This is a genomic window from Streptomyces sp. sk2.1 (genome assembly GCF_008120935.1).
Classification (GTDB): domain Bacteria; phylum Actinomycetota; class Actinomycetes; order Streptomycetales; family Streptomycetaceae; genus Streptomyces.
In genome coordinates this window covers 61,312-84,397 of sequence record NZ_RDBO01000005.1, presented here as the reverse complement: position 1 = coordinate 84,397, position 23,086 = coordinate 61,312, and the positions used below count along the sequence as shown (strand labels likewise).

The window sequence follows — 23,086 nt, the reverse complement described above, 5'->3', positions numbered from 1 at the left end:
GTCACCGCGACCGCTCCGCAACGGAAAGACACCTTCGCACCGACCGGTTGTGCCCCGAAAGGAAGATGCCGCAGTGGATCGTCCGAACCACCCCAGAATTCACCACGTGGGCGTGCAGACCGCAGATCTGGACAACTGCCTCGGCTGGTACCTGGAGTTCTTCGACGCCGAGAAGAAGTGGGAACTCGACCGTTTCTCCGAACTCACCCTCAGCAGGCTGCCGGGCATCCGAAAGCTGATCGAGATCTCCTTCGGAGACATCCGGCTGCACCTCTTCGACCGCGCGGGCCACAACGGCAGGACGCCCGACGACGACGGCTTCCTCTTCCAGCACGTGTGCGTCCAGGTAGCCACGCCGCAGGAGCTCGTCGAGCGCCGCCGCCGGTGGATCGAGCTCTACGAATCGGGGCGCTACACCTTCGCCCGACCGGAGCTGCCGACCGAGATCGTCGTCGACGACGACGGCGTGCGCAGCCTCTACCTCTTCGACGTGAACGGCCTCGAGTACGAACTCAGCTACATACCGGACGGTCCCCGATGACAAGCCCGAGCGACGGAACCCTGGTCGCCGAACCACGTACCGATGCATGGGAGTTCGGGGACTTCGCCTACGGCCTCGAACCCCTGACGATGCCGCCGGTCGGCCACGCGGCCGTCTCCTCCGCCGTGGTCCCGAGCGCCCTGCCCCCCTGCAACCCCGACCTCGTCCTGTTCCGTCTGCGCCTCCTCGCCGAGGGCGGGACGTCGGACCTGCCCGACACCTCCACGGACCCCACCGACGACCAGCTGTTCTGGTTCCGATGGATCACGGGGCATCAGATCACCTTCCTGATCTGGCACTTGATGGGCGAGATCCTGGAGCGGAACACGGACCGGGAGATACCGGACCGCGCTTCGCTGGCCTGCCTCGAGACGTACGCGTACGGCTACTGCGCCATGCTGCTCTACACCGGATCCTGCCCGATCGACCTCTACCAGAGCCTGATCAGACCCCGCATGTACCTCCAGCACCGCAGCTTCAGCGGGACCTGGGCCTCGGACTTCGCCCCCGTGCGCGGCCTGTTCCGGGGCCGGGGCGTGGTCAGGGGAGACGCCCCGGAGGCCGCCGGGCTCGCCCGCGCCGTGGACGTCCACAAGACCATCCACGACGGCATCGCCGCACGCCTCGTGCCCGAGGGCCGGTCCCTGTTGCAGCAGACCATGAAGGAGACCGTCGTCCGGCCCTCGGAGCGCACGGCGATCCTGTACGACAACTTCTTCATGACCCTGCGCGCGCCCGTGGACGGCGAAGGCATCACCAGCCAGCTCCTGCGCAGACTGGACGCGGTGGCGTCGGACGTCGCGTCCCGGGGCCTCTACCCACTGGGACACGGTGGCGACGAACGGCCGGAGGAGCTGCGCAGCGCCGAAGTGGCCCACTGCGAGAACCGCATCGGGCGCATCCTGCACGAGGTCGGCGAGGCCGCCGCCACTCCCGCCAAGCCGCTCTCGTAGCCGTGCGCCGCCTCATACCCCTGTCCGGACCGCTGCTCAGGCTCGCGGTGGTGAACTTCCTGGCCAGCATCGGCTTCGGGATGTACGCCTCCGGCAACGCGATCTACTTCACCCGCTACGTCGGGCTCCCGGTGTCCCAGGTCGGCGTCGGCCTGACCGTCGCCGGCCTCATCTGGCTGCCCCTCTCCATCAACCTGGGACGGTTCGCCGACAAGGTCGGGGCGCGCCGGGCGACCGTCGTCATGGGTGTGGCGCAGGTCCTGCTGCTCGTCGCCGCGACCGCGGTCCACGGGCTCGCGGAGTTCGTCGTCGTGGTCTCCCTGCTCGGCGTCTTCGTCCAGGGAGGCTGGATCTGCCGCGAGGCGCTGGTCGCGGAGATGGTGGACAGCGAGGCCCGCGTGAGCGTCTCCGCGTACCTGCGCAGCGCGTTCAACGTGGGGATCATCCTCGGCGCGCTCGCCGCGGGGCTCGCCCTGACCCTGGACGACGCGCCCGCCTACCTCGGGCTCATCCTGGGCAGCGCCCTGGCCGAGGCGGCGGCGACCGTCCTGTGCCTGGGGCTGCCGAAGCGGGAGGCCGGGCCGGAGCGGCGGGCCGACGCCGTGCCGATCCGCCACGCCGTGCGCGATGTGCCGTACCTGACGCTGTCGGTCCTCTACGGCCTGCTCGCCGTCGGGGACATCGTGCTGCGCATCGGCATCCCGCTGTGGATCGTGACGCTCTCGGATCTGCCCCGGGGCCTCGGAGCCTGGCTCTACGGCCTCAACGCGGTCCTGGTCGTGGCCCTGCAGGTGCCGCTCAGCCGGGGCGCGGAGACCTTCGGCGGGGTGCGCAGGCTGCTGGTCCTCGCGAGCTTCGCCTCCACGGCGTCGTGCCTGGCCATCGCCATGAGCGCCGGAGTGCCCGCCCTGGTCGGCGTGGGGGCCCTGGTGGTCTCCGTGGCGCTCCTTTCGCTGAGCGAGGTGTGGAGTTCCGCGGCGGGCTGGAAACTCCGGTACGAGCTCGCGCCGGCCCGGGCCCAGGGCACCTGGGGCGGAGTCTTCGCGCTCGGCAGCTCGCTCAACCTCGTCCTCGGCCCCGCGGTGGTCACGCTCGTCGTCGAGCGGTACGAGGCGATGGGTTGGGCGGCGCTGGCCGCGGGGTTCCTCCTGGTGGCCGTGGCGGTCGTGCCCGCGATGGCGTGGGCACTGCGGACGAGGTCCGTGGGCCCGGCGGATGAGGTCGCGTCGCAAAAAGCCGTGACGCACGGGGCCGAATCGCGCGAGGCCGAGGTGAAAGAGGTCAAGACGAAAGAGGTCAAGTCGTGATGGATGCCAACAAACCCGAGGTCGTCGACGTGGCGGACGCCGTGCTCGCCGCAGCGCACCGCCACCCCGATCGGCCCGCGCTGGCCGCGGGGAGCGAGTCCTGGACGTACGCCGAACTGGCCCTCCACGCACGGCGCGTCGAGCAATGCCTGCGCGACCGCGGTGTCCGGGCCGGTGATGTGGTGGCCGTCCAGGGCCGCAGAAACCCACGGGTCGTGGCGGCGCTGCTGGGCGTCCTCCTGGCCGACGCCGCGTACCTCGCGCTCGGCGAGAACGTGCCCGCCGCCCGCCTGCGTCACATGCTCGCCGAGGCGGCGCCCCGCGCGGTGCTCGCCGAGGAGAGTGCGGACCAGGAGCTGTTCGGGCGCGGCGGACCCGGCGGCCCGGCCGTGGTGACGCACGGCGAGGCGCGCGGCCACGAGCCGGCTCCGGAGCGGAGCCACGAGTGGCACATCACCCCTGCCGAGCGCGGGAGCCTTCCCGCCTACCTCGTGTACACCTCCGGAACGACCGGCGTGCCCAAGGGAGTCGTCATCGCCAGACGCTCCCTGGCGGTTCACCGCAGAGCCGTCCACGCGCTCTTCGAACTGGCCCCGGAGGACCGGGTCCTGCAGGTGTCCTCGCTCGCGTTCGACGTCGCCGCCGAGGAGATCTGGCCGGCCCTCGCCGCCGGAGCCCTGGTCGACATCCTCCCCACGGGCCTCGGCGACGTGAGCTACGACCGGCTCGCCCGGATCGTCCATGAACGCGGCATCACGGTGTGCAACCTGCCCGCCTCGTACTTCAGCGGCTGGGCGGCCCACCTCGACGAGAGCGACACGGCCCTGCCCACGCTGCGTTTGGTCGTCACGGGCAGCGAGGAGCTGCCGGTGGAGGCGGCCCGCGGCTGGTGCTCCGCGGGGCGCCCCCGCCTCGTGCACGCCTACGGGGTCTCCGAGGCCACGATAACCTCGGTGGCCTGCGAGGTGACCCCGGACCTGACGGCGGGGGAGCGGGTCCCCATCGGCGCACCGCTGCCCGGCGTGCGCACAGCGGTCGTCGACGAGCGGGACACCCCCGTACTCGTGGGCGCCGAGGGGCAGTTGCTCATCGGTGGACCCGGCGTCGCCCTCGGCTACCTCGGCACGGATCCGCTCCCCGAGGACCGCTTCCTCCAGGGGACGCTCGCCGGAGCCGGGCAGGGCCCCTGGTACCGGACCGGGGACCGGGTGCGTGAGGAACACGGTCTGCTCCACTTCCTGGGACGCGTCGACGACCAGCTCAAGGTCAACGGCGTACGCGTCGAACCCGGCGAGATCGCCGCGGTGCTGGCCGCGCAGCCCGCGGTGACGGACGCCAAGGTGTTCCGGATCGGTGAGACCCTCGTGGGCTGCGTGTGCACCCCGCATCCCGTCGACCGGGCGTACCGGGAGGCGGTGACCGGCCGGCTGCGCGCCGTGCTCCCCCCGGCCATGGTCCCCGCCGAGATCCTCGGCTGGGACGCCTTCCCCCTCACCGAGGGCGGCAAGGTCGACGTGCGGGCCCTGCGGGCGGCGGCCACGGCCCGCCTGGACGGCGGCACCGCGCCCGCGGGCGCCCCTGACGTGCGGACCGTCCTGCGGCGGCTGTGGCAGGACGTGCTCGGAGTGCCCGAAGTCGGCGCCGACTCCGACTTCTTCGCGCTCGGCGGCGGATCCCTCTCGGCGGCCCGGCTCTCCAGCGCCCTGCTCAGGGAGACCGGCGTCGCCGTCAAGCTCAGGACGGTCTTCGCCCACCCGCGCTTCGACGACTACCTCCAGCAGGTCGAGCTCGCCTCTGACCAGCAGGCCTGAACAGATCGGACCACAGTGACCAGCCAGCAACTCGAGCAGCGGGCGGCGGAAATGCCGCACGCCAGCCACCCGATGTCGTTCGAGCAGGAGTCGATCTGGCTCAACGACCAGTTCCAGAACGGCCGTTCGCGGTACGTGGAGTCATGGGCCCACCGCATCGGCGGCCGCCTCGACGTGCCCGCCGTCGAGGCCGCGCTCTCCGAGATCGTCCGGCGCCACGAGGCGCTGCGCACCCGCCTCCACCTGGCCGGGGAGCGGCCCGTGCAGACCGTGCTGCCCGCGGGGCCGGTCACGGTCACCAGGCGTTCGGTGCCCGCCGACCAGCTGACCGAGGCCCTGCGCGAGGCGCTGGCCGCGCCGCTCCCGCTCGATGCCCCGCCGCTGCTCAGGGCGTACCTCTTCGAACAGGCCCGCGGTGTGGACGGCGACGCGGTGCTCCTCGTCGCCCTGCACCACGCCGCGATGGACGGCACCAGCCTTCATCTGCTCGACGCCGAGTTCAGCGCCTGCTACCGGGCCGCCCTCGCAGGCACCGGACACGGGCTGCCCGAACTGCCGCAGCAGATCGGCGGATACGCGGAGCGCCGCCGTCGCTCGGCACGGCTGACGGACGCCGCGCACCTGGCGTACTGGCGGACCGCGCTGCGCGACGCCCCCGACGAGACGGCCTTCCCCACCGACCGTCCACGGGCCGCGGTGATGAGCCACCGCGGCGGACAGGTCGAGTTCACCCTCGACGCGACGGTGACCCGTGGCATCGGCGCACTCGCGGAGCACCGCCGCAGTTCGCCGTACGTGGTGCTGCTCGCCGCCCTGACGGCGCTCACGCACCGGTTGAGCGGGCAGCTCGACCTGGTCATCGGGACGCCGGTCTCGCTGCGGGACGAGCCCGCGGTCGACTCGATGATCGCTTGCCTGGCCGAAGTTCTGCCGGTACGTCAGAAGGTCGTACCCGCCAAATCGTTCGCGGCCTTGGTGTCCGCGACCCAGGACGTCGTCCTGGACACGGTCGAGCACCGGGAGGTCTCCTTCAGCCGGCTCGTGGGCGAGCTGGGGGTGGAGCGCACACTCAGCAGGTTCCCGCTCTTCCAGATCGTCTTCACCGCCGACTCCCAGGAGGCCGCGGGGCTGAACCTGCCCGGCGCGAGCACCGAGCGGCTGGCGCTCCACAACGGCACGGCGAAGTACGACGTCTTCCTGAGCGTGGTGCCCGAGGGCGACGGGTTGCGCGGCTTCCTGGAGTACTCGACCGACCTGTTCGACCGGCGCACCGCGGAACTCCTCGCGGAGCGCTACCGGATGGTGGTCGCGGACGCGGTGGCCCGCCCCGAGACCGCCCTTGCGGACCTGCGGATCCTGTCCGACGCCGAGGAGCGGCTCATCCGCGGCTGCTGGACCTCGGGCCCGGACCGGCCGGGTCAGGATGCCCCCATGCTCCTGGCGCACACGGTCTTCGCCGACCGCGCGCGCCGGACCCCGGACGCCCCCGCCGTGGTGCGCGGCGAGGACACCTTGTCCTACCGGGATCTCGACGCGTCGGCCGACGCCGTCGCGGCGCTGCTCGTCGAGCGGGGGCACGCGGGCCGTCGGGTGGCCGTCTGCGTGGAACGCACCTTCGACCTGCCGGTCGCGGTCCTCGCGGTGCTCAAGGCGGCGGGCGCCTGCGTGCCGCTGGACGCCGGATACCCGGCCGAACGCATCGCGTACATGCTCCGGGACAGCGGCGCCACGGCGCTGGTGACGCGGCGCTCCGTGGCCGCCGGGCTGACGCTGCCCGACGACCTCCCCGTGATCTTCCTGGACGACGTCCCGCCGCACCGGACCGCCGCGGGCGAAGAGGCGAAGGCCCCGTCCAGGCTGCCGGCCGCCGGTGACGACGACATCGCGTACGTGCTCTACACCTCCGGATCCACCGGCCGTCCCAAGGGCGTGGCCATGCCGCACCGTTCGCTGGCGGGCCTCGTCGACTGGCAGCACCGCCGCTCCGACTCCCGTCCGGGCGCCCGCACCCTGCAGTTCGCCCCACTCAGCTTCGACGTCGCCTTCCAGGAGCTCTTCGCCACCTGGGCCTCGGGGGGCGCCGTCGTCCTGATCGACGACGCCGTGCGCACCGACCCCGAGCGGTTGTGCGACGTGCTGAGCGAGCACCGCGTCGAGCGGCTCTTCCTGCCGTACGTCGCCCTCCAGCAGCTCGCTCGCTACGCGTGCGCCGCACGGCGCCGGTGCCCCTCGCTCAGGGAAGTGGTGACCGCCGGGGAACAGCTCTTCGTCACGCCCGCGATCCGAAGGTTCTTCACCGACCTCACCCACGCGTCGCTGGAGAACCAGTACGGCCCGACGGAGACGCACGTGGTCACCGCCGAGCGCCTCGCGGGACCGCCCGCGTCCTGGCCCGAGCGCCCCTCCATCGGCCGTCCCGTCCCGGGCGCCCGCGTCTACGTGCTGGACGGCGCCCTGCGGCCGTGCCCGGTCGGCACCACCGGCGAACTCCACATCGGCGGCCGGGCCCCCGCACAGGGCTACCTCGGTCTTCCGGAACTCACCGCCGAGCGGTTCCTGCGCGACCCCCATGCTCCGGCGCCGGGCCGCGTGTACCGCACCGGCGACCTGGCAAGGCTGCTGCCCGACGGCCGCATCGAGCTCCTCGGCCGCACCGACGACCAGGTCAAGATCCGTGGCCATCGGGTGGAGACGGGCGAGGTCGAGTCCGCCGTCAAGGCCGTTCCCGGAGTGGCCGACGCCGTGGTGGTCACCACCGACGGGGCACCGGGGGACGGCAAGCGCCTCGTCGCGGGCTACCTCCCCGCCGCCGAGGACGGCATCACGCCCGAGGCCCTGCGGTCCGCCCTCCTCGACCGCCTGCCCTCCTTCATGGTGCCGACCACCTGTGTGCCGCTGACCTCCTTCCCGTTGACGCCCAGCGGCAAGGTGGACAGGGCGGCACTCGCACTCGACCGCGCCGGTGCACAGGCGACGCACCCGCCGGGCGAGCCCGCGCGCACGCCCACCGAGAAGCGGGTCACCGAACTGTGCGCCGAGGTCCTCGGAGTCGGCGCCCTCGGCGTCGAGGACGACTTCTTCGCGCGGGGAGGGGACTCCCTGCGCGCCGTGCGGCTCGCCCTCGCCCTGCGTGAGGAGTTCGGCGTCGCGGTCCCGATGAACTGCGTGTTCACCGCGCCCACGCCCGCGGCTCTGGCTCGGCTCGTGGACCGGCTCGGGCAGCGGCCGGACGCCCCGGACCCGACGGCCGACCTGGTCCTGCCGCCGGACATCGTGCCCGCGCCGCAGGTACTCACCGTCGTCACCAACCCCAAGGAGGTGCTGCTCACCGGCGCCACCGGCTTCCTCGGCGCCTTCCTCCTGCGTGAACTCCTCATCCGTACGTCCGCCAGGGTGCACTGTCTCGTGCGCGGTACTGACCAGGCGCACGCGGCCGCACGGCTGCGCGCGGTCCAGGAGGCGTACGGCATCGTGAACGAGGAGGCACAGGGGCGGATCGTCGTCCACGCCGGCGACCTCGCGCTGCCCCGGCTCGGCCTCTCCGAGGAGGTCTTCGACCGGCTCGCGCGCACCGTGGACGTCGTCCACCACGCGGGAGCCAGCGTCAACCTCGCCCAGGCGTACGCCCAGTCGCGGCCCGCGAACGTCTGCGGCACCGTCGAGGTGCTGCGGCTCGCCGCGGCCCACCGCACGGTCCCCGTCCATCACATCTCGACGGTCGGGGTGTTCGCGGGACCGGCGCTCACCGCCCGCCGGCTCAGGCCCGACGAACCCCTCACCCCGGTCGAGGCGCTCGTGCACGGCTACACCCAGAGCAAGTGGGTGGCCGAGCGACTGGTCGAGACCGCGAGGGAGCGCGGCCTGCCGGTGTCCGTGTACCGGCCGACCCGCATCGCGGGGGACTCCACCACCGGCGCCTGCCAGAGCGCGGACTTCCTGTGGCTGCTCCTCAAGGGCTGCGCGCAGGCGGGCCTCGCCCCGCGCCTCGACGACGTCGCCTTCGACCTGGTCCCGGTGGACCACGTCAGCCGCGCCGTCGTCGCCCTCGCGAGCAACCCCGAGGCGGCGGGCAGGAACTTCCACCTCGCCGGTGAGCGGCTCATGCCGTTCGGCCGTGCCGTCGCGTGCGTGCGACGCGAGCTGGGCCTCTCCATCACGGACGTCCCCGTACGGGAGTGGCTGCGTGCCATCGAGACCCTGCCCGACAACGCCGCCTTTCCGCTGCTCGGCGTCATGGGCGACGGCCGCGACGACGACCCCGAGGGCAGCGTTCGCTTCGACGCGGCCGACACACGTCGGCTGCTGCAGGGCACGGGCATCACCTGCCCGGACATCGACGCGAAGGTCTTCATGGGCTACGTGCGGTACTTCGCCGATTCCGGGTTCCTGCCGACGTCCATCGACGAGGGGAGCCGGTGATGAGCACTTCGGCACCGGGCCCGGACGCACCGCGGATCCTGCTCCTCGGCGGGACCGCGGAGAGCGCGCGGAAGGCGGCGGAGTGCGGCCTCTCCGTGGTGAACGTCGACAAGCCCGCCCTCTTCGAACCGGCCGCCAAGGAGCACTGCGCGCAGACCCATCTGATCGACTACCAGGACATCGGCCTGGTCACCGCGCTGGCCGGGGCGCTGCACCAACACGCCCCGTTCACCCGGGTCCTGAGCCAGACCGAGGCGGGTCCCCTGGTCGCGGGGCACCTCACCACGGCCCTGGGCCTCGCGGGCAACGGCATCGACGTGACCCGCGTGCTCCACGACAAACTCGCCCTGCGCGGCCTCCTGAACACCCGGGGCCTGGGCCGGGTCGCCGTGCGGCGCGGGACCACCTTCGAAGCGCTGCGGGACTTCGTCGCCCACCACGGCGGGGCGGTGGTGAAGCCGACAATGGGGTCGGGCAGCCTCGCGGTGCGCAAGGTCCGCTCGCCCGGCGAGGCGGCCGAGGCCTGGGACTGGCTGGCCTCCTTCGGCGTACGCGACTTCATGGTCGAGGAACTCCTGGTCGGTCCCGAACTCAGCGTGGAGAGCTTCTCCGTGGCGGGTCGGCACTCCGTCCTCGCGATCACCGGCAAGGACAACGGCGACGGCGTGGTCGCGCTGGGCCACGTGGTCCCGGCGGAGCTGAGCCAGGACGATGCCTCCGCGGTCGCCGCGCTCACCTGCCGGATGCTGGACGCCGTCGGCCTGGTCGAGGGCCCCGCGCACACGGAGGTCATCCTCACCGCCGACGGGCCGCGCGTGGTGGAGTCCCACAACCGCTGTGCGGGGGGGCACATCAACGAACTCGTGGCCATGGTGTACGGCGTCGACCTGGAGCGGCTCACGTACCGACTCGCCCTGCCCGCCCCGGTCACCGTCCCGGAACCGGCCGCCGACGGCGCCGCCGCGGTGCGCTTCCTCACACCGCCCGCCGGGCGAGTGGAGTCGGTCGAGGGCGTCGACGAGGCCCGCGCGGCCGATGGTGTGGTGCGCGTCGAGGTCAAGGCCGAGCCGGGCCAGGACGTCCGCCCGCTGCACTGGTCGGAGGACCGGTCCGGGGTGGTCGTGGTGCGCGCGGAGAACAGCGCGGCCGCCGCGCGCGGGGCCCGGCGGGTCGCCGAGTCGATCAAGATCCTTACCAAACCGTCCGAGCAGGAGCCCCCGACGACGATGGGCGAACTGCTCGCCGCCGCGGACGAGGTGCTCGATCCGTTCGCCCGGGGCCAGTAGGCCCGAGATCCCTACGCCCACGGTCAGTTCGCCCAACAGGAAGGTCCCCACGCATGCGCGCCACCGTCATCCACGCCTCCCACGACGTACGGGTGGAGGAGGTGCCGGACCCGGTGATCCGCCGGCCCACCGACGCCGTGGTGCGGGTCGTGCTCTCCTGCGTCTGCGGCACCGACCTGTGGGCGTACCGGGGCGTGGCCGACTTCGAGCCGGGCCAGCGCATCGGCCACGAGTTCGTCGGCGTCGTCGAGGACATCGGCGCCGACGTCGTGCGCTGCGCCGTCGGCGACCTGGTCGTCGTGCCGTTCGTCTGGTCGGACGGCGAGTGCGGCTACTGCGCCGAGGGGCTGACCACGTCGTGCGAACGGGGAGGCTTCTGGGGCACGCAGGGGTCGGACGGCGGCCAGGGCGAGGCGGTCCGGGTGCCGTACGCCGACGGCACCCTCGTACGCCTCCCGAACGAGGCGGCGTCCGACCGGCGGCTGCTCACCGCGCTCCTGACGCTGTCGGACGTGTTGGGGACCGGCCACCACGGCGCGGTCGGCGCGGGCGCGGGGCCCGGCGCGACGGTGGCCGTCGTCGGTGACGGCGCTGTCGGACTCTGCGGTGTGCTGGCCGCCAGGCGTCTGGGCGCCGAACGGATCATCGCGCTCGGTAGGCATCCCGCCCGTACGGACATCGCGCGGTCCTTCGGCGCGACCGATGTCGTCCCCGAGCGCGGGGAGGAGGCGGTCGAGGCCGTGCGCGAACTGACCCGCGGCCGGGGCGTGCCCGCGGTCATCGAGGCCGTGGGGACCGCACAGTCCCTGCGGACGGCGGTGCAGATCACCAGGGACGGCGGCTCGATCGGCTGCGTCGGCGTGCCGCACGGCAGCGAAACGGGCCTGGACCTCAGCGACGTCTTCGAGCGGAACGTCGCGCTGCGCGGCGGCGTCGCGCCCGTACGGACCTACATTCCGCAGCTGCTGCCGGACGTGCTGGACGGGGTGATCGACCCGTCGCCGGTGTTCGACCTGACGGTCGGACTCGAGGGAGTGCCGGGCGGCTACAAGGCCATGGACGAGAGAACGGCCTTGAAGGTGCTGGTCAGTTACTGAACGTCCGCTTGAATTCCCACTGTGACAACCGGAATTGAACTGTACTCACCAACCGAATGGATTGACCGTGGCTAAGTGGCCCGACAGTGTTGTCTCATGCGTCGACATGAACGGTGACGAGCTGGCCGACGACGTACTGAGGTACGCGTTCCGCCAACTGCTCGGCAACAACGGATACGTACACGTCGTCGACGTCCCCGAGTCCTTCGACCACGTCGGCTTCCTCAAGGAGCTGGGAGAGTTCCAGCCCACGCCCACCGGCACCCTCGTCGGGGACGTGAAGCCCGAGCGCGGCATGGACGACGTCAACCACGGCCAGAACCGCGGGGGGTTGCAGCCCCATACGGAGGGATATGAGTTCCGCGGCACGCCGCCGCGGTATCTCGCGCTGTGGTGCGTCAAGCCGGCCGAGGGGCGCGGCGGCGAGACCACGATGCTCGACGGGAACCGCGTGCTCGCGGAGTTCGACGCGAGCGAGCGGCAGCACTTCCTCGACACCGTGTACCGGTGGAAGTCCACGGAGGGCCTCGCCCGCCGCGGCGTGGTGCCCACCGCGGAGCACCCGGTCCTGGAGGAGCGCGACGGCGAGCTGATCCTCCGGTACTCGACCAGCTACCTGGAGATACCCGAGGGCGACGAGCTGGCACGACGTCTCATCGACCGCGGCGGCGCCCTTTACGAGGAGAACCACATCGCCATCCGCTACGAGAAGAGGGACCTCGTGGTCTGGGACAACTGGCGGATGCTGCACTCCCGCAATGCCTTCGAGGACCCACAGCGGCACCTCAAGCGCGTCCAGATCGCAGGCTGACCCCGAAAGGCAGGCACCACCATGAACGGCGCTCGAGCAGTGCTCAACACCCTTGTGCACGGCGGGATCGACATCTGTTTCACCAATCCGGGCACCTCCGAGATGCACCTCGTCGCAGGCATGGTCTCGACGCCGGAGATCCGCGGCGTCCTCTGTCTGTTCGAGGGGGTGGCGACGGGCGCCGCCGACGGGTACGGCCGGATGGCGGGCAGGCCCGCCTCGACACTGCTGCACCTGGGGCCCGGCCTCGGCAACGGTCTCGCGAACCTGCACAACGCCCGCCGCGCCGGTACGCCGCTGATCAACCTGGTGGGCGACCACGCGACGTACCACAAACCGTTCGACGCGCCCCTGGACTCCGACATCGAGAGCATGGCCGGGACGGTGTCGGCGTGGGTGCGCAGGACCGAGCGTTCCGCCGACGCGGGGCAGGACGCCGCCGACGCCATCCGGGCCGCGCGGACTCCGGTCGGCCACCTCCCGGGCGGCGTCGCCACGCTCGTCCTGCCGTCGGACGTCTGCTGGTCCGACGGCGGAATCCCCGTGCCCGTACCCGCCGCGCAGGCCCCGTCGTTCGACGAGGTCGCGGTGGAGCGGATCGCCAAGACCCTGCGCGAGAACGAGGAGTGCCTCCTGCTCGTCGGGGGCGGCAACATGCGGCGCGCGGGCCTGGCGGCGGCGAGCCGCATCGCCGCGGCGACCGGGGCCGACGTCCTGGCCGAGAAGTCCCCGGCACGGCACGAGCGAGGGGCGGGCCTCCCGCGCTTCGACCGGCTGCCCTACCCCAGGGACCTGGCGGCACGACGCCTCGCCGGAGCACGGCATCTCGTCCTGGCCGGCACGCGCGAGCCCGTCTCGTTCTTCGCCTACCCGGGCAAGCCGAGCACCCTGATCCCGGCCGGGTGCGACGTGCACGACCTCGGCGCCGCACCCGGAGCCCTCGAATACCTGGCCGACCTGGTGGCACCCGGCACCGCGCCACTCGTCACCGACACGGACAGGCCGGGGCTGCCGGGCGGGGAGCTGACGGCCCGGAAGGCCGCGGCCGTCATCGGCGCGCTGCTGCCGGAAGGGGCCGTCGTCGTCGATGAGGCCATGACGTCCGACCAGTGGCTGCCGGGCGCCACCGCCGGCGCGCCCGTGCACGACTGGCTCAACATCACCGGCGGTTCGATCGGCATGGGAATGCCGGTCGCCACGGGCGCGGCCGTCGCCTGCCCGGACCGTCCCGTCCTCAATCTGGAGGCGGACGGCAGCGCGATGTACACCCTCCAGTCGCTGTGGACGCAGGCGCGCGAGGGCCTCGATGTGACCACGGTCGTCTTCAACAACGCCTCGTACGCGATCCTCGACTCCGAGCTGCGGCGGGTCGGGGCGTTCGAGGGCGAGGAGGTGCGGCGCAGCCGGTCGTTCATCGACATCCCGGGGCTCGACTTCGTGGCGATGGCGAACGGCATGGGAGTCCCGGCGACGCGGGCCCGCACGGCCGAGGAGTTCACCCGTCAGCTGCGCGCGGCTGTCGCGGAACCGGGCCCGCACCTCATCGACGCGGTGGTGCCGCCCGTGACGGGCGGTTCCTGATCTCCCCGACCGCCCCGACCACTGCCACCCCCAAAAGGAAGGAAGAACGGTGCCCACTCCCGTGTTCCGGCAGGTCTCCCTCCTGCCCGGCGTATGGCCGTCCCCAGGCCTCCTCGACGCCCTGCGCCCGCTGAGCGAGAGGCCGCCGCTGCACCTGACCCAGTGGCCGTCACCGGACTCGGACACGGGTGAGTCCTTCGCGCGGACGGACGCCCTGCTGGCAGGCTGGAAGGACCGTCTCGACGCCGGGCACCTGAGCCAACTGCCCGCCCTTCGGTACGTGGGTCTGCGTGCCACGTCCACCGATCGCGTCGACCTGGACCACGCGCGGCGCGAGGGCATCACCGTGTCGCCCATCTACGGCTACGGCGACATCGGCACGGTCGAGTTCGTGATCGAGCAGCTCCTCGCCCACGTGCGGCACAGCGGGCAGGCGCCGGGGGAGCTGGCGGGGCGGCGCCTGGGGCTCATCGGCTACGGCCCCGTGGCCCGGCGCGTTGCCTCGGTCGCCGCCGCGCTGGGCATGCGGGTCCTCTTCCACACGCCGACTCCCCGCTCCACGGCGGAGGGCGATGCGCGCTGGGCCCCGCTGGCCGAGGTGCTCGGCTCCGCGGACTGCCTGTCCTTCCACTCACCGGCCTACCGGCACGTCGTCACGCTCCAGGACCTGCGCCTGATCCCCGGGGACGCCTTCGTCGTCGTGACGACACTGGGCCTGCCCATGGCCGAGAGCGACCTGCGCACCTGGCAGTCGGGCCGTGCGGGCCGCGTGGCCCTGGACTCGTGTGCGGCTCACGCCGTCGGCGACCCCGTGCGCCGGGTCCCGGGCATCGACGTGCACGATCTCTACGCGGCACGGACCACCGAGTCGGTGAAGCGGGCGGAAACCCAACTGGTCGAGAACCTCATGGCAGCGCTCCGCCCGTGAGACGGACCGCACCGGGCAACACCATGAGCTGTCTCAGCATGCCGGGACAGCCACGAGGGAGCCCTCGCCCGAGGCCGGCCACCGGCTGGTCCGGGACAGGCCCACCGGCATCCCGGCCGGGATGCCGGTGGCCTCGCCGAGTGCGAGGCACTTCTTCGTTGCGGGGACGCCCACGACCGGACATCAGACGGTTTCCCACCCATGAGCAGACCAACGGCCGACCTGCCCGACCGCCACCGCAAAAACCGTTGCAGTACCAGGGCGCGGGCGAAAGACGTGGCCCCGCCCGGCCATTACTTCCGACGTAATCGACCGCACTCCCCCGCCGCGGCAGTGTGGTGCACGTCGACGAGATGCCCGACGAGGATTCCGGCACCCAGGACCGAGGAGCGACCATGACCGTCAAGTCAGCCGAGAACAACGCGAGTTCCGTAGCCGACACCACCCGCCGCGTCGTCCAGGAGTTCCTCGCCGCCCGGATCGCCGGGGACACCGGGCGGATCGTCGCGCTCTTCGCCGACGACGTCGACTGGATGCTCGCCGAGAACCCCGTGGTCCCGTGGATCAGGCCGCGCTCCACCGGGGCCGAATGCGCCGCCCAGGCCGGGGAATTGGCCGAGCACACGGTGGCCGAGGACGCGCGGGCCTCCGTCGACACGTTCCTCGTCGACGGCACCGACGCCGTCCTGATGGGGCACCTCTCGGGGACCGTGCGCGCGACGGGGAAGTCCTTCGAGGGCCCCTTCGCGCTGCGCCTCACCGTCGAGGAGGGCCGGATCACCCGGCACCACCTCTACGAGAACAGCATGTCGATCGCCGAGGCGTGCACCCCTTCCTGACCCCGGCGCCCCGCCCCGGAGCCCTGTCCCCACGAACAAGCGGCATGATCACCCAAGCGAGTAGACACTGTCTACCAATTGTTGGTAGACAGTGTCCATGGCTGATGAGAACTCCCTCCGCGAGCGGTTGATCGATGCCGGGGTGGACCTCGTGCTCAACGAGGGCTCCGCGTCCGTGGGCCTGAGGGAAACGGCCCGTCGGGCCGGGGTGTCGCACGGGGCGCCGCGTCGCTACTTCCCCACGCACCACGCGCTGCTCTCGGCTGTCGCCCGTCGCGGCTTCCAGGACCTCGGAGCCCGGTTCGAGGCCGCGGTCGCCGACGCGGCCACACCGCGCGGCCGGTTGGAGGCCGTCGCGCGCGTGTACGTCGGGTACGCGCTGGAACGGCGCGGCATGTTCGAGCTGATGTTCCGGCACGACCTGCTCGACAGCACTGCGCAGGCGTCGGACGGGCCCCGGCTGCGCGAGTCGACCCTCCCGCTGTTCGAGCACATCACCGAACTCGTCGCCCGGTGCCGATCGGAGCAGGACGCCGCGCGACGCACCGACGGGCCGGATCGGGCCGGACCGCCGCCCGCCGTGGTCGCCGCCGCCCTGTGGTCGAACCTGCACGGCGTCGCCCAGCTGTGGTCCTGGGGCAGCCTGCAACTCGCCCTCGGAGCCCAACCGTTGAACGGTGAACCCGAAGACGACGGACGCGACCGGATCGTCGCGGCGGTTCTGGACGCCCATCTCGGCCCGGTGGCCCCGTGACCTCCCCCGTACAGCGGCGGCTCGCACTCCTGGTCTGCGTGGCAGGGGCGATGATCGTCGCGCTGGACGGCACCGTCCTGCTCGTGGCGCAGCCCGGCCTGCAGCGTGACCTCGGCGCGAGCACGGCGCAGGTCCAGTGGACGAGCACCGGTTACCTGGTCGCGGTGGCCGCGTTGCTCGTCATCGCCGGGCGCCTCGGGGACCGGTACGGGCATCCGCGCCTGCTGCTCGTCGGCGTCCTCGGCTTCGGGGCCGCCTCGGCCGGGATCGCGCTCGCGCCGTCCATCGGCTGGGTGGTGGCCCTGCGCGCGGTGCAGGGCGGGTTCGGCGCGCTCCTGCAGCCCGCGACGCTCGCGCTGCTGCGGCTGACACATCCCGCGGACCGGCTCGGCACGCCCATCGCCGTCCGCACCGGTGCGATCGCGGTGGCGGCGGGGTCCGGTCCGATCCTCGGCGGTGTGCTCGTGGCGCATCTGGGCTGGCGCGCGGTGTTCTGGATCAACGTGCCCGTCGCGTTGGTCATCGCGGCCCTCGTCCTCGCCGTGCGGGCGCCGGCACCCGGGCGTGCGTACTCCTCCCGGCTCGGCCTCACCGGTGCGGGCCTGCTCGCGATCGCACTCGCGCTCCTGGTCCACGTCCTGGCCGAGGTGCCCGCGCGGGGGTGGACCGCCGCACCGACACTGCTCGAACTCCTCGCCGTCGCGGGCGTCGCAGCGGCGCTCGCCCGGCACGAACGCCGCACCACGCACCCGATCGTTCCACCGGCCGTGGCGCGGTCCGCACCGGTGACGGCGTCGATGGCGATCCTGCTGGTCATCGGCGCCGGTCTGTTCGGGGCGCTGTTCAAAGCCACGTTCTACCTCCAGGACACCCTTCGCCTCGACCCGCTCGCCACCGGTCTGCGCGTTCTTCCGCTGACCGCGCTCATGGTCCTCGGCGCACCGGCCGCGGGCGCCGCACTGCGCCGGTACGGTGCGCGCAGCACCGCGATCGTCGGCACGGCCCTCGTCGCGGCCGGCATCGCGTGGCTGTCCCGGCTCGGCCCGACCAGTCCGTGGACGGCGATGACCCCGGCCTTCGCCGTCATCGGCGCCGGGTTCGCCGCGGTGATGGTCACCGCCACCGGGACCGTCGTCGGCGACGCGCCGCCCGGGTACGCCGGGGTCGTCGGTGGACTCAAACAGACCGCCATGAACATCGGGCCGACCCTCGGCATCGCCGTCGCGGCCGGCGCGACCGGGTCCGCCGTTTCGACGATGGGTCCCGCCCTGCTGGTCCTGGCCGCACTCGCCGCGCTCGGCCTGCTGCCCGCGTCGCGGCTGCCCCGGCGCCCGGCCGATCACGGGGGACACGAATCGGGCTCCGCGCGCCCGGCGCAGGCACCGGCACCACAGGCGGCGCCTGCTCGACGCACGGACGGCTGGGCGGCCGCCGCCCCCACCCGGGCCGATCGCCGGTGAGTCCGGTCACCGGCAGCCGGTGGCGTCGGTCACCGGTAGCCGGTGGCGTCGGCCGGTGCACCCGCGGCCTCGACCTCGGCCAGGTAGCGCCAGCAGTCCGGACGGGAGCCGTCGAGATCGGTGAAGCCGTACTCCTGGGCGAGCCCGCCGCTGGACAGCGACCGGCCGTTCCAGCGCGTGGCGTCGGGGTCACCGGCCAGCGCGGCGACGGCCCGTCCGACGTACGCGGGACTCTCCGAGATGCAGAAGTGCGGCACCGTGGCCACTGCGTCACGCCAGTTGTCCTCGGTGACGCCGAACGCGTCGAGCATCATCTCCGAGCGCAGCCAGCCCGGGGTGAGGGCAACCGCCGTACCGCCGTGCGGTTCCAGTTCGTGCCCGAGGACGAACGCCATGCGCAGCACACTGTTCTTGACCAGGTCGTAGAAGTAGGAGTTGCGGTAGTTCGCCGTGTTGTAGGCGGCGGTCCCGTCGGTCATCTCGACCACGAGGCCGCCCGGTCGGCGTACCAGCAGGGGCAACAGGAAGTGGCTGGTGATCGCGTGTGTCTCCACGCCCAGCCGGAGCAGCCGCAGTCCGTTGTCGAGGTCGTGCTCCCACACCGGCCGGTCGAACTCGAACAGCCGCTCGCCGCCCCAGATGTCGTTGACCAGTACGTCGAGCCGCCCCTGTTCGGCGTCGACGCGTTCGGCCAGTGCGCGGACCCGGTCGGGCTCCAGGTGGTCGGTCGGGACCGCGATACCGGTTCCGCCCGCGGCGGTGACGAGTTCCGCGGTCTCCTCGATCGTCTCGGGCCGGTCGTACTCCGAGCGTCGTTCCCGGGTGGTGCGGCCGGTGACGTAGACGGTGGCGCCCGCCGCGCCGAGCTGGACGGCGATGCCGCGTCCCGCGCCCCGTGTGGCCCCCGCGACCAGTGCGATCTTTCCTTCGAGGTCCGGTGTCGTCCTGTCGGGCATGAGTTCCCTCGGTGTCCTTGTCCGTTCGGTTCCGCTCTTCTCCGTCCGCGGGCGTCGGCCCGCGTCGGTACTCGCCGGCGCCTTTCGACTGCCGACGGAACCATGCTCGGCCCGAAACCGGACACCTTGTGTCGCCTTTCCTCCTCCGTCCCGCGAACATCCCCCGACCGGGCGCCGGCAGGGTCAACGGCCCGGATACCCATGGCCGGAAACGGTCCCGGGGCTCACGGCCAGGAACGATCCGGGTGCTCACGGCCAGGAACGGTCCCGGGGCTCATGGTCCGGATCGTGCGGGGGGGGGTCGGGTACGAACAGGCTCAGCCGATAGGTGGTCGGACGCACCAGACGTCCGCAGAAGGTGTCGACCCGGGTCGTCGACCAGTCGATCCGCTCCTCCCCGGCGCGCAGACGGCGCAGGCGGGCATGCCACTGCGTCACGTCCCGGGTCTCGAAGTACGTGTTCCTGATCCCCGGATCTGAGTAGCCTTGAGTTCAAAGAAGCCTCGCCCATCCGCTTGGGCAGAGCAACGTCAAGCCTGGCCATGCACCATCAGGGCTGCGTGAGGCAACGTCAGTACACCGCTCGGACCGGCAAGCTCCGTGTGCAAGTACGCGTGTCCGACCGTTCGAGGCAATGAGCTGTTCGAGCTGGTGGACGCGGTGCTGTGTGCGCCGGGTGCGATGCACTCGGCGGTCGGGCTGACGCGCCTGACCCGTCCCGGGGCGGAGCACATGATCAGACGAAGGCCGCCCCGGCGTCCGGCGAATGCCCGGGCCGGCGGCCCGGTTCGAAGCGCGTTTCGACACCGGAGGGCAAGAACGGCTCAGTGGAAGGGACCGTGGGGTGTGAAGGCGTGGGCAGCGAAGCGCTTGCCCATGCGGCGGTACGCGGCGGCGGTGGGGTGAAGGCCGTCGGGCAGGTCGTCCGTCTCGTCCGGGCCGAGCAGTGCTCGTCCGTCGAGACAGTGGAGGTGGGGATCGGATGCCTGTCGTGCTGCGACGATCCGGGCCAGCTCGGTGCGGACCACCGTCAGTGACAGTGCGCCGTCGGCCACGTCGGCCGGGTCGCCCAGGGCGGTGATCCTTCCGTCCGGTCCGGTCCTGGTCGGGCCGGGGACCTGTTCAAGGGCCGGGCAGCTCACCGGGGAGATCAGCAGGAGTGGGGTGTCCGGGTGGCCGTCCCGGATCGTGTCCAGGAATCCGTGTACGGCCGGGCCGAACGTCCGCAGTCGGAAGGCGGACAGGCCCACGATGTTGATGCCCACCTTCAGGCTGATCAGGTCGGCGGGCGTGTCGCGGATCGTCCGGGCGACGTAGGGGTCCAGCAGCGCGTTGCCCGCCTGGCTGAGGTTGATCACCTCCACGCCTCCGAGCGCGGCTGCCACCACCGGCCAGGTCCCGGTCGGACCGTCGGCCTCGATGCAGTGGCTGATGGAGCTGCCGTGGTGCACCCAGCGGCGTCGCCCGTCCTGCAGTGGCGCCAGTACGTCGCCGTCGGCGCGCAGTGCCACCAGTTCCGTGGGGGTCTGTTGCGGAAGCCACAGCTCGACGTTCTTCATGCCGGCCGGCAGTCCGGCGAACCGTACGGTTCCGGGTTTGCCCGGGATGAGTCGCTGTGCGGCTTTGGGGCCCGCCATTCTCAGTACGTTGCCCACCGGTGTCTGTCGGCGTCCGGCCAGGGCACCGTCCACCAGCAGCTCCAGCATGCCGGTCGGGCGGGGGTGGGGGTCGGTGGCGAGCTGGCCGGTGGAGGTGAGTATCTCCAGCTCCAGTGCGCGTGCATCGGTGCGGAACACCAGCCGCACTCCCGAAGGCATCACGGTCACTCCGTGGACCGACGGGTCCTGGTACTGCTCCTTGGTCCACGCGGGCAGCCGGCGCGGCATCACCCCTGCCGCTGTGGTCTCCAGGTCCAGCGCGCCCCGTAATTCCACCGGTCCGCCGACCAGCGGGACCGTCCGCATCGTCACCGTCATCGTTCCTGTCCCGGGTCGTTGTGTTCCGGGGGTGCCATCGGGCCGGTGTCTTCGTGGTTCATCGGCGTCCGCCGAACTCCCAGGCGTGGACCTCGATGTCCGCGTACCGGTCCGGGGTCAGGACGGTGCGTGCCGCATCCGGGTCCGGGGCCCGGAGCAGTGCGGCGGTGCCGAGCCATGTGTCGTTGTCGTCGGACAGCAGTGGTCCGTAGGCGATCAGTTCGTCCTGGTCGGGTGGTGGGGTGAGGTCTGCGGCCGGGCCTTCGCCGAGGCCGAGGACCAGGTATTGGCTGCCGCTGCTTCGGTCGCCGGGAAAGTCCCACATGGTGCGCCCCAGCACGTTGTGCCACCGGCGCAGCAGCACGTCCCGGTACGCTCCGGCCTGGTAGTTGGGTTCGTCGAAGGCGAATGCGCGGGCGGCGGCGGGGTCGGGCAGACCGACGATGTGCACGCTCCCGGTGAGCGTCTCACCGTCTTCGGTGAAGGTCGGGCCGCGGGCGATCAGTTCCTTCGCGTACCGGTCCATGTAGGACCAGTGCTCCTCCAGCAGCTCCTCGCGCAACGCGAGGGAGCCCGGCCGGTCCCGGTGATAGCAGAAGTACTCCATGGTCACAGAGCTTTCCTCACCAAGGGTGCCATCTCAACCGGCTTTGCCGCCGAAGCCCTGGCATTCCGGACGGAACAGCATTCCGTCGGACGGCGTAGCCACCACGGCGCCACTGCGGCAAGGACGTCGTTCCGGGTCGGAGAGGGCCGTTCCGGGTCAGGAAGCCGCCGGGCGGTGGTCCTCCGAGGGGCGGGCGGCCTCCCAGGCCGCCTCGATCATCCGGAAGACCTCGTCGAGCGCGGCCTCCGGATCGGCCGCCTCACGGGCCAGCGAATAGGCGTCGATCACGAACCTCGCGACCGCCCGGCAGGCCGTCGCGGTCCGCCGCAGATCGGGGTCGGCGGCGATGGCCGCGGCCAGCGACTCCGCATGACGCAGCCGCATCGACTCCTCGTACTCCCGCAGGGCCGACGAGGAGTCGATCATGTGCCAGATCGGGGCGGCGCCGTCCGCCGTGCAGTGCCGTACCAGGGCCTCGGTCGCGCGGCGCAGTGCGGGGACGAGCGGCTCGTGCGGCGCCCGGTCGGTGACCGCCCGCGTGAGGCTCTGCTCGAACTCCTCGTCCCGCTCGAACACCAGGGCCTCTTTCGAGGCGAAGTGGGAGAAGAGCGTGGTGACGGCCACGTCGGCCTCGGCCGCCACGTCACGGATGCCCACCGCGTCGTACCCGCGTTCCAGGAAGAGCCGCAGGGCGGCGTCCGCGATCTTCTGGCGGGTCGCGGCCTTCTTGCGCTCACGGCGCCCGGTCGGGACGGTCATGCCGTAACGCTACCAAATGCAAATCTGTAACTGTTTCAAAACACTAACCGTTAGCGTTATGGTCGTCGGCATGGAGACCATGAAGAAAGTGAGCTTCGCCGAGTTCGGCGGTCCGGACGTCCTGCGGCTCGTGGACGCCGAGAAGCCCCACGCGAGCCCCGGCCGCATACGCATCGCCGTGCGGGCGGCGGGGGTGAACCCCGTCGACTGGAGGATCCGCGAGGGCCAGGTCCTGGGCGCCCATCCGATCCAGCTTCCCTCCGGGGTCGGGCTGGACGCGTCCGGGGTGGTGGACGAGGTCGGCGAGGGCGTCGAAGGGGTCGAGGTCGGCGACCGCGTGTTCGGTGAAGGGGCGAGTACCTACGCCGAGTTCGCCGTGCTGTCGGCCTGGGCCCGGGTGCCCGAGGGGCTGTCGTTCGAGGAGGCGGCGGGGTACCCCTCCGTGGTGGAGACCGCGCTGCGCGTCATCCGCGAGGTCGGCGTGCGGCCCGGGCGGACGCTGCTGGTCAGCGGCGCGTCCGGAGGGGTCGGATCGGCGGTGCTGCAGATCGCCCGGGACCGCGGCATCACGGTGATCGGCACGGCCGGGGCCCCGAACCAGGACTACCTGCGCGGCCTGGGGGCCCTTGCCACGACGTACGGCGAGGGCTGGGTCGGGCGGGTGCGGCGGCTCGGCCGGGTCGACGCGGCTCTCGACCTGGCGGGGTCGGGCGTGATCCGCAAACTCGTCGAACTGACCGGGGATCCGCGGAAGGTGGTCTCCATCGCCGACCTGAGCGCGCCCCGGCTCGGCGTCCGGTTCTCCGGCACGGCCGGGAGCGTGCCGGAAGCGCTCGCCGAGGCCGTCGACCTCATCACGCGGGGAAGGCTCCACATCCCGGTCGAGAAGTCGTACCCGCTCTCCGAGGCCGCGGCGGCGCACATCGACAGCCGGGCCGGTCACACCCGCGGGCGCCGGGTCCTGCTGGTCTGAGGATTTGGTCGGCGCCGCGGCCTCGGAG

19 protein-coding genes are annotated in these 23,086 nt (G+C 72.1%); 14 read left to right on the top strand and 5 right to left on the bottom strand.

Annotation, left to right across the window (positions count from 1 at the left end; genetic code table 11):
• The first annotated feature begins 112 nt into the window (after positions 1–112).
• The 13 genes from EAO76_RS00630 (at position 113) to EAO76_RS00570 (ending at position 17,787) form a co-directional block, all read left to right on the top strand.
• Positions 113–541 (top strand): VOC family protein, encoded by a 429-nt coding sequence (locus EAO76_RS00630; RefSeq protein WP_262375194.1) that lies wholly within the window; start codon positions 113–115, stop codon positions 539–541.
• The gene (locus EAO76_RS00625) at positions 538–1,494 is read left to right on the top strand and encodes a hypothetical protein (RefSeq protein ID WP_148832177.1); all 957 of its coding nucleotides are present in this window, start codon (positions 538–540) and stop codon (positions 1,492–1,494) included. The genes EAO76_RS00630 and EAO76_RS00625 overlap by 4 nt, the downstream gene beginning before the upstream one ends.
• Positions 1,495–1,496: 2 nt before the next feature.
• Positions 1,497–2,801, top strand: a complete 1,305-nt coding sequence (locus tag EAO76_RS00620; RefSeq protein ID WP_148832174.1) for an MFS transporter — start codon at positions 1,497–1,499, stop codon at positions 2,799–2,801.
• Positions 2,801–4,612, top strand: a complete 1,812-nt coding sequence (locus EAO76_RS00615; protein WP_148832170.1) for a non-ribosomal peptide synthetase — start codon at positions 2,801–2,803, stop codon at positions 4,610–4,612. The genes EAO76_RS00620 and EAO76_RS00615 overlap by 1 nt, the downstream gene beginning before the upstream one ends.
• Before the next feature lie 15 nt (positions 4,613–4,627).
• Positions 4,628–9,031 (top strand): non-ribosomal peptide synthetase, encoded by a 4,404-nt coding sequence (locus tag EAO76_RS00610; RefSeq protein WP_148832168.1) that lies wholly within the window; start codon positions 4,628–4,630, stop codon positions 9,029–9,031.
• Positions 9,031–10,317 carry an ATP-grasp domain-containing protein gene (locus tag EAO76_RS00605; RefSeq protein WP_148832165.1) on the top strand — a complete coding sequence of 429 codons (1,287 nt, stop codon included), beginning with the start codon at positions 9,031–9,033 and terminating at the stop codon, positions 10,315–10,317. The genes EAO76_RS00610 and EAO76_RS00605 overlap by 1 nt, the downstream gene beginning before the upstream one ends.
• A 53-nt stretch (positions 10,318–10,370) precedes the next feature.
• Positions 10,371–11,414, top strand: a complete 1,044-nt coding sequence (locus tag EAO76_RS00600) for a zinc-binding dehydrogenase (protein WP_148832162.1) — start codon at positions 10,371–10,373, stop codon at positions 11,412–11,414.
• A 106-nt stretch (positions 11,415–11,520) separates the two neighbouring features.
• Positions 11,521–12,225 (top strand): TauD/TfdA family dioxygenase, encoded by a 705-nt coding sequence (locus EAO76_RS00595; protein ID WP_148832159.1) that lies wholly within the window; start codon positions 11,521–11,523, stop codon positions 12,223–12,225.
• Positions 12,226–12,246: 21 nt separating this feature from the next.
• Positions 12,247–13,806 (top strand): acetolactate synthase large subunit, encoded by a 1,560-nt coding sequence (locus tag EAO76_RS00590; protein ID WP_148832156.1) that lies wholly within the window; start codon positions 12,247–12,249, stop codon positions 13,804–13,806.
• 49 nt (positions 13,807–13,855) lie between these two features.
• Complete coding sequence (locus EAO76_RS00585; protein WP_148832154.1) at positions 13,856–14,734, top strand: NAD(P)-dependent oxidoreductase; 879 nt, start codon at positions 13,856–13,858, stop codon at positions 14,732–14,734.
• A gap of 395 nt (positions 14,735–15,129) precedes the next feature.
• Positions 15,130–15,573: a nuclear transport factor 2 family protein gene (locus EAO76_RS00580; RefSeq protein WP_148832149.1), complete on the top strand. Its 444-nt coding sequence runs from the start codon at positions 15,130–15,132 to the stop codon at positions 15,571–15,573.
• Between the two features lie 97 nt (positions 15,574–15,670).
• Entirely contained in the window at positions 15,671–16,327 is a 657-nt protein-coding gene (locus tag EAO76_RS00575; RefSeq protein ID WP_148832146.1) for a TetR/AcrR family transcriptional regulator, read from the top strand.
• Between the two features lie 50 nt (positions 16,328–16,377).
• On the top strand, positions 16,378–17,787 hold the full coding sequence (locus EAO76_RS00570; RefSeq protein ID WP_148832267.1) for an MFS transporter: 1,410 nt from the start codon (positions 16,378–16,380) through the stop codon (positions 17,785–17,787).
• Positions 17,788–17,816: 29 nt separating this feature from the next.
• Here the strand turns inward: EAO76_RS00570 and EAO76_RS00565 are convergent, their stop codons facing one another.
• From EAO76_RS00565 to EAO76_RS00540, 5 genes are all read right to left on the bottom strand, one after another.
• Positions 17,817–18,743: an SDR family oxidoreductase gene (locus tag EAO76_RS00565; protein WP_148832143.1), complete on the bottom strand. Its 927-nt coding sequence runs from the start codon at positions 18,741–18,743 to the stop codon at positions 17,817–17,819.
• A gap of 249 nt (positions 18,744–18,992) precedes the next feature.
• Positions 18,993–19,181, bottom strand: coding sequence for a hypothetical protein (locus tag EAO76_RS00560; protein WP_148832140.1), 189 nt, complete (start codon positions 19,179–19,181; stop codon positions 18,993–18,995).
• Positions 19,182–19,567: 386 nt separating this feature from the next.
• Positions 19,568–20,719, bottom strand: coding sequence for a GDSL-type esterase/lipase family protein (locus EAO76_RS00550; protein ID WP_148832133.1), 1,152 nt, complete (start codon positions 20,717–20,719; stop codon positions 19,568–19,570).
• Positions 20,720–20,777: 58 nt separating this feature from the next.
• Entirely contained in the window at positions 20,778–21,326 is a 549-nt protein-coding gene (locus EAO76_RS00545; RefSeq protein ID WP_148832265.1) for a YciI family protein, read from the bottom strand.
• Positions 21,327–21,482: 156 nt separating this feature from the next.
• On the bottom strand, positions 21,483–22,085 hold the full coding sequence (locus EAO76_RS00540; RefSeq protein WP_148832130.1) for a TetR/AcrR family transcriptional regulator: 603 nt from the start codon (positions 22,083–22,085) through the stop codon (positions 21,483–21,485).
• 79 nt (positions 22,086–22,164) lie between these two features.
• Here EAO76_RS00540 and EAO76_RS00535 point away from each other — a divergent pair, with 79 nt between their 5' ends.
• Positions 22,165–23,058 (top strand): NADP-dependent oxidoreductase, encoded by an 894-nt coding sequence (locus EAO76_RS00535; protein WP_148832263.1) that lies wholly within the window; start codon positions 22,165–22,167, stop codon positions 23,056–23,058.
• Positions 23,059–23,086: the final 28 nt, after the last annotated feature.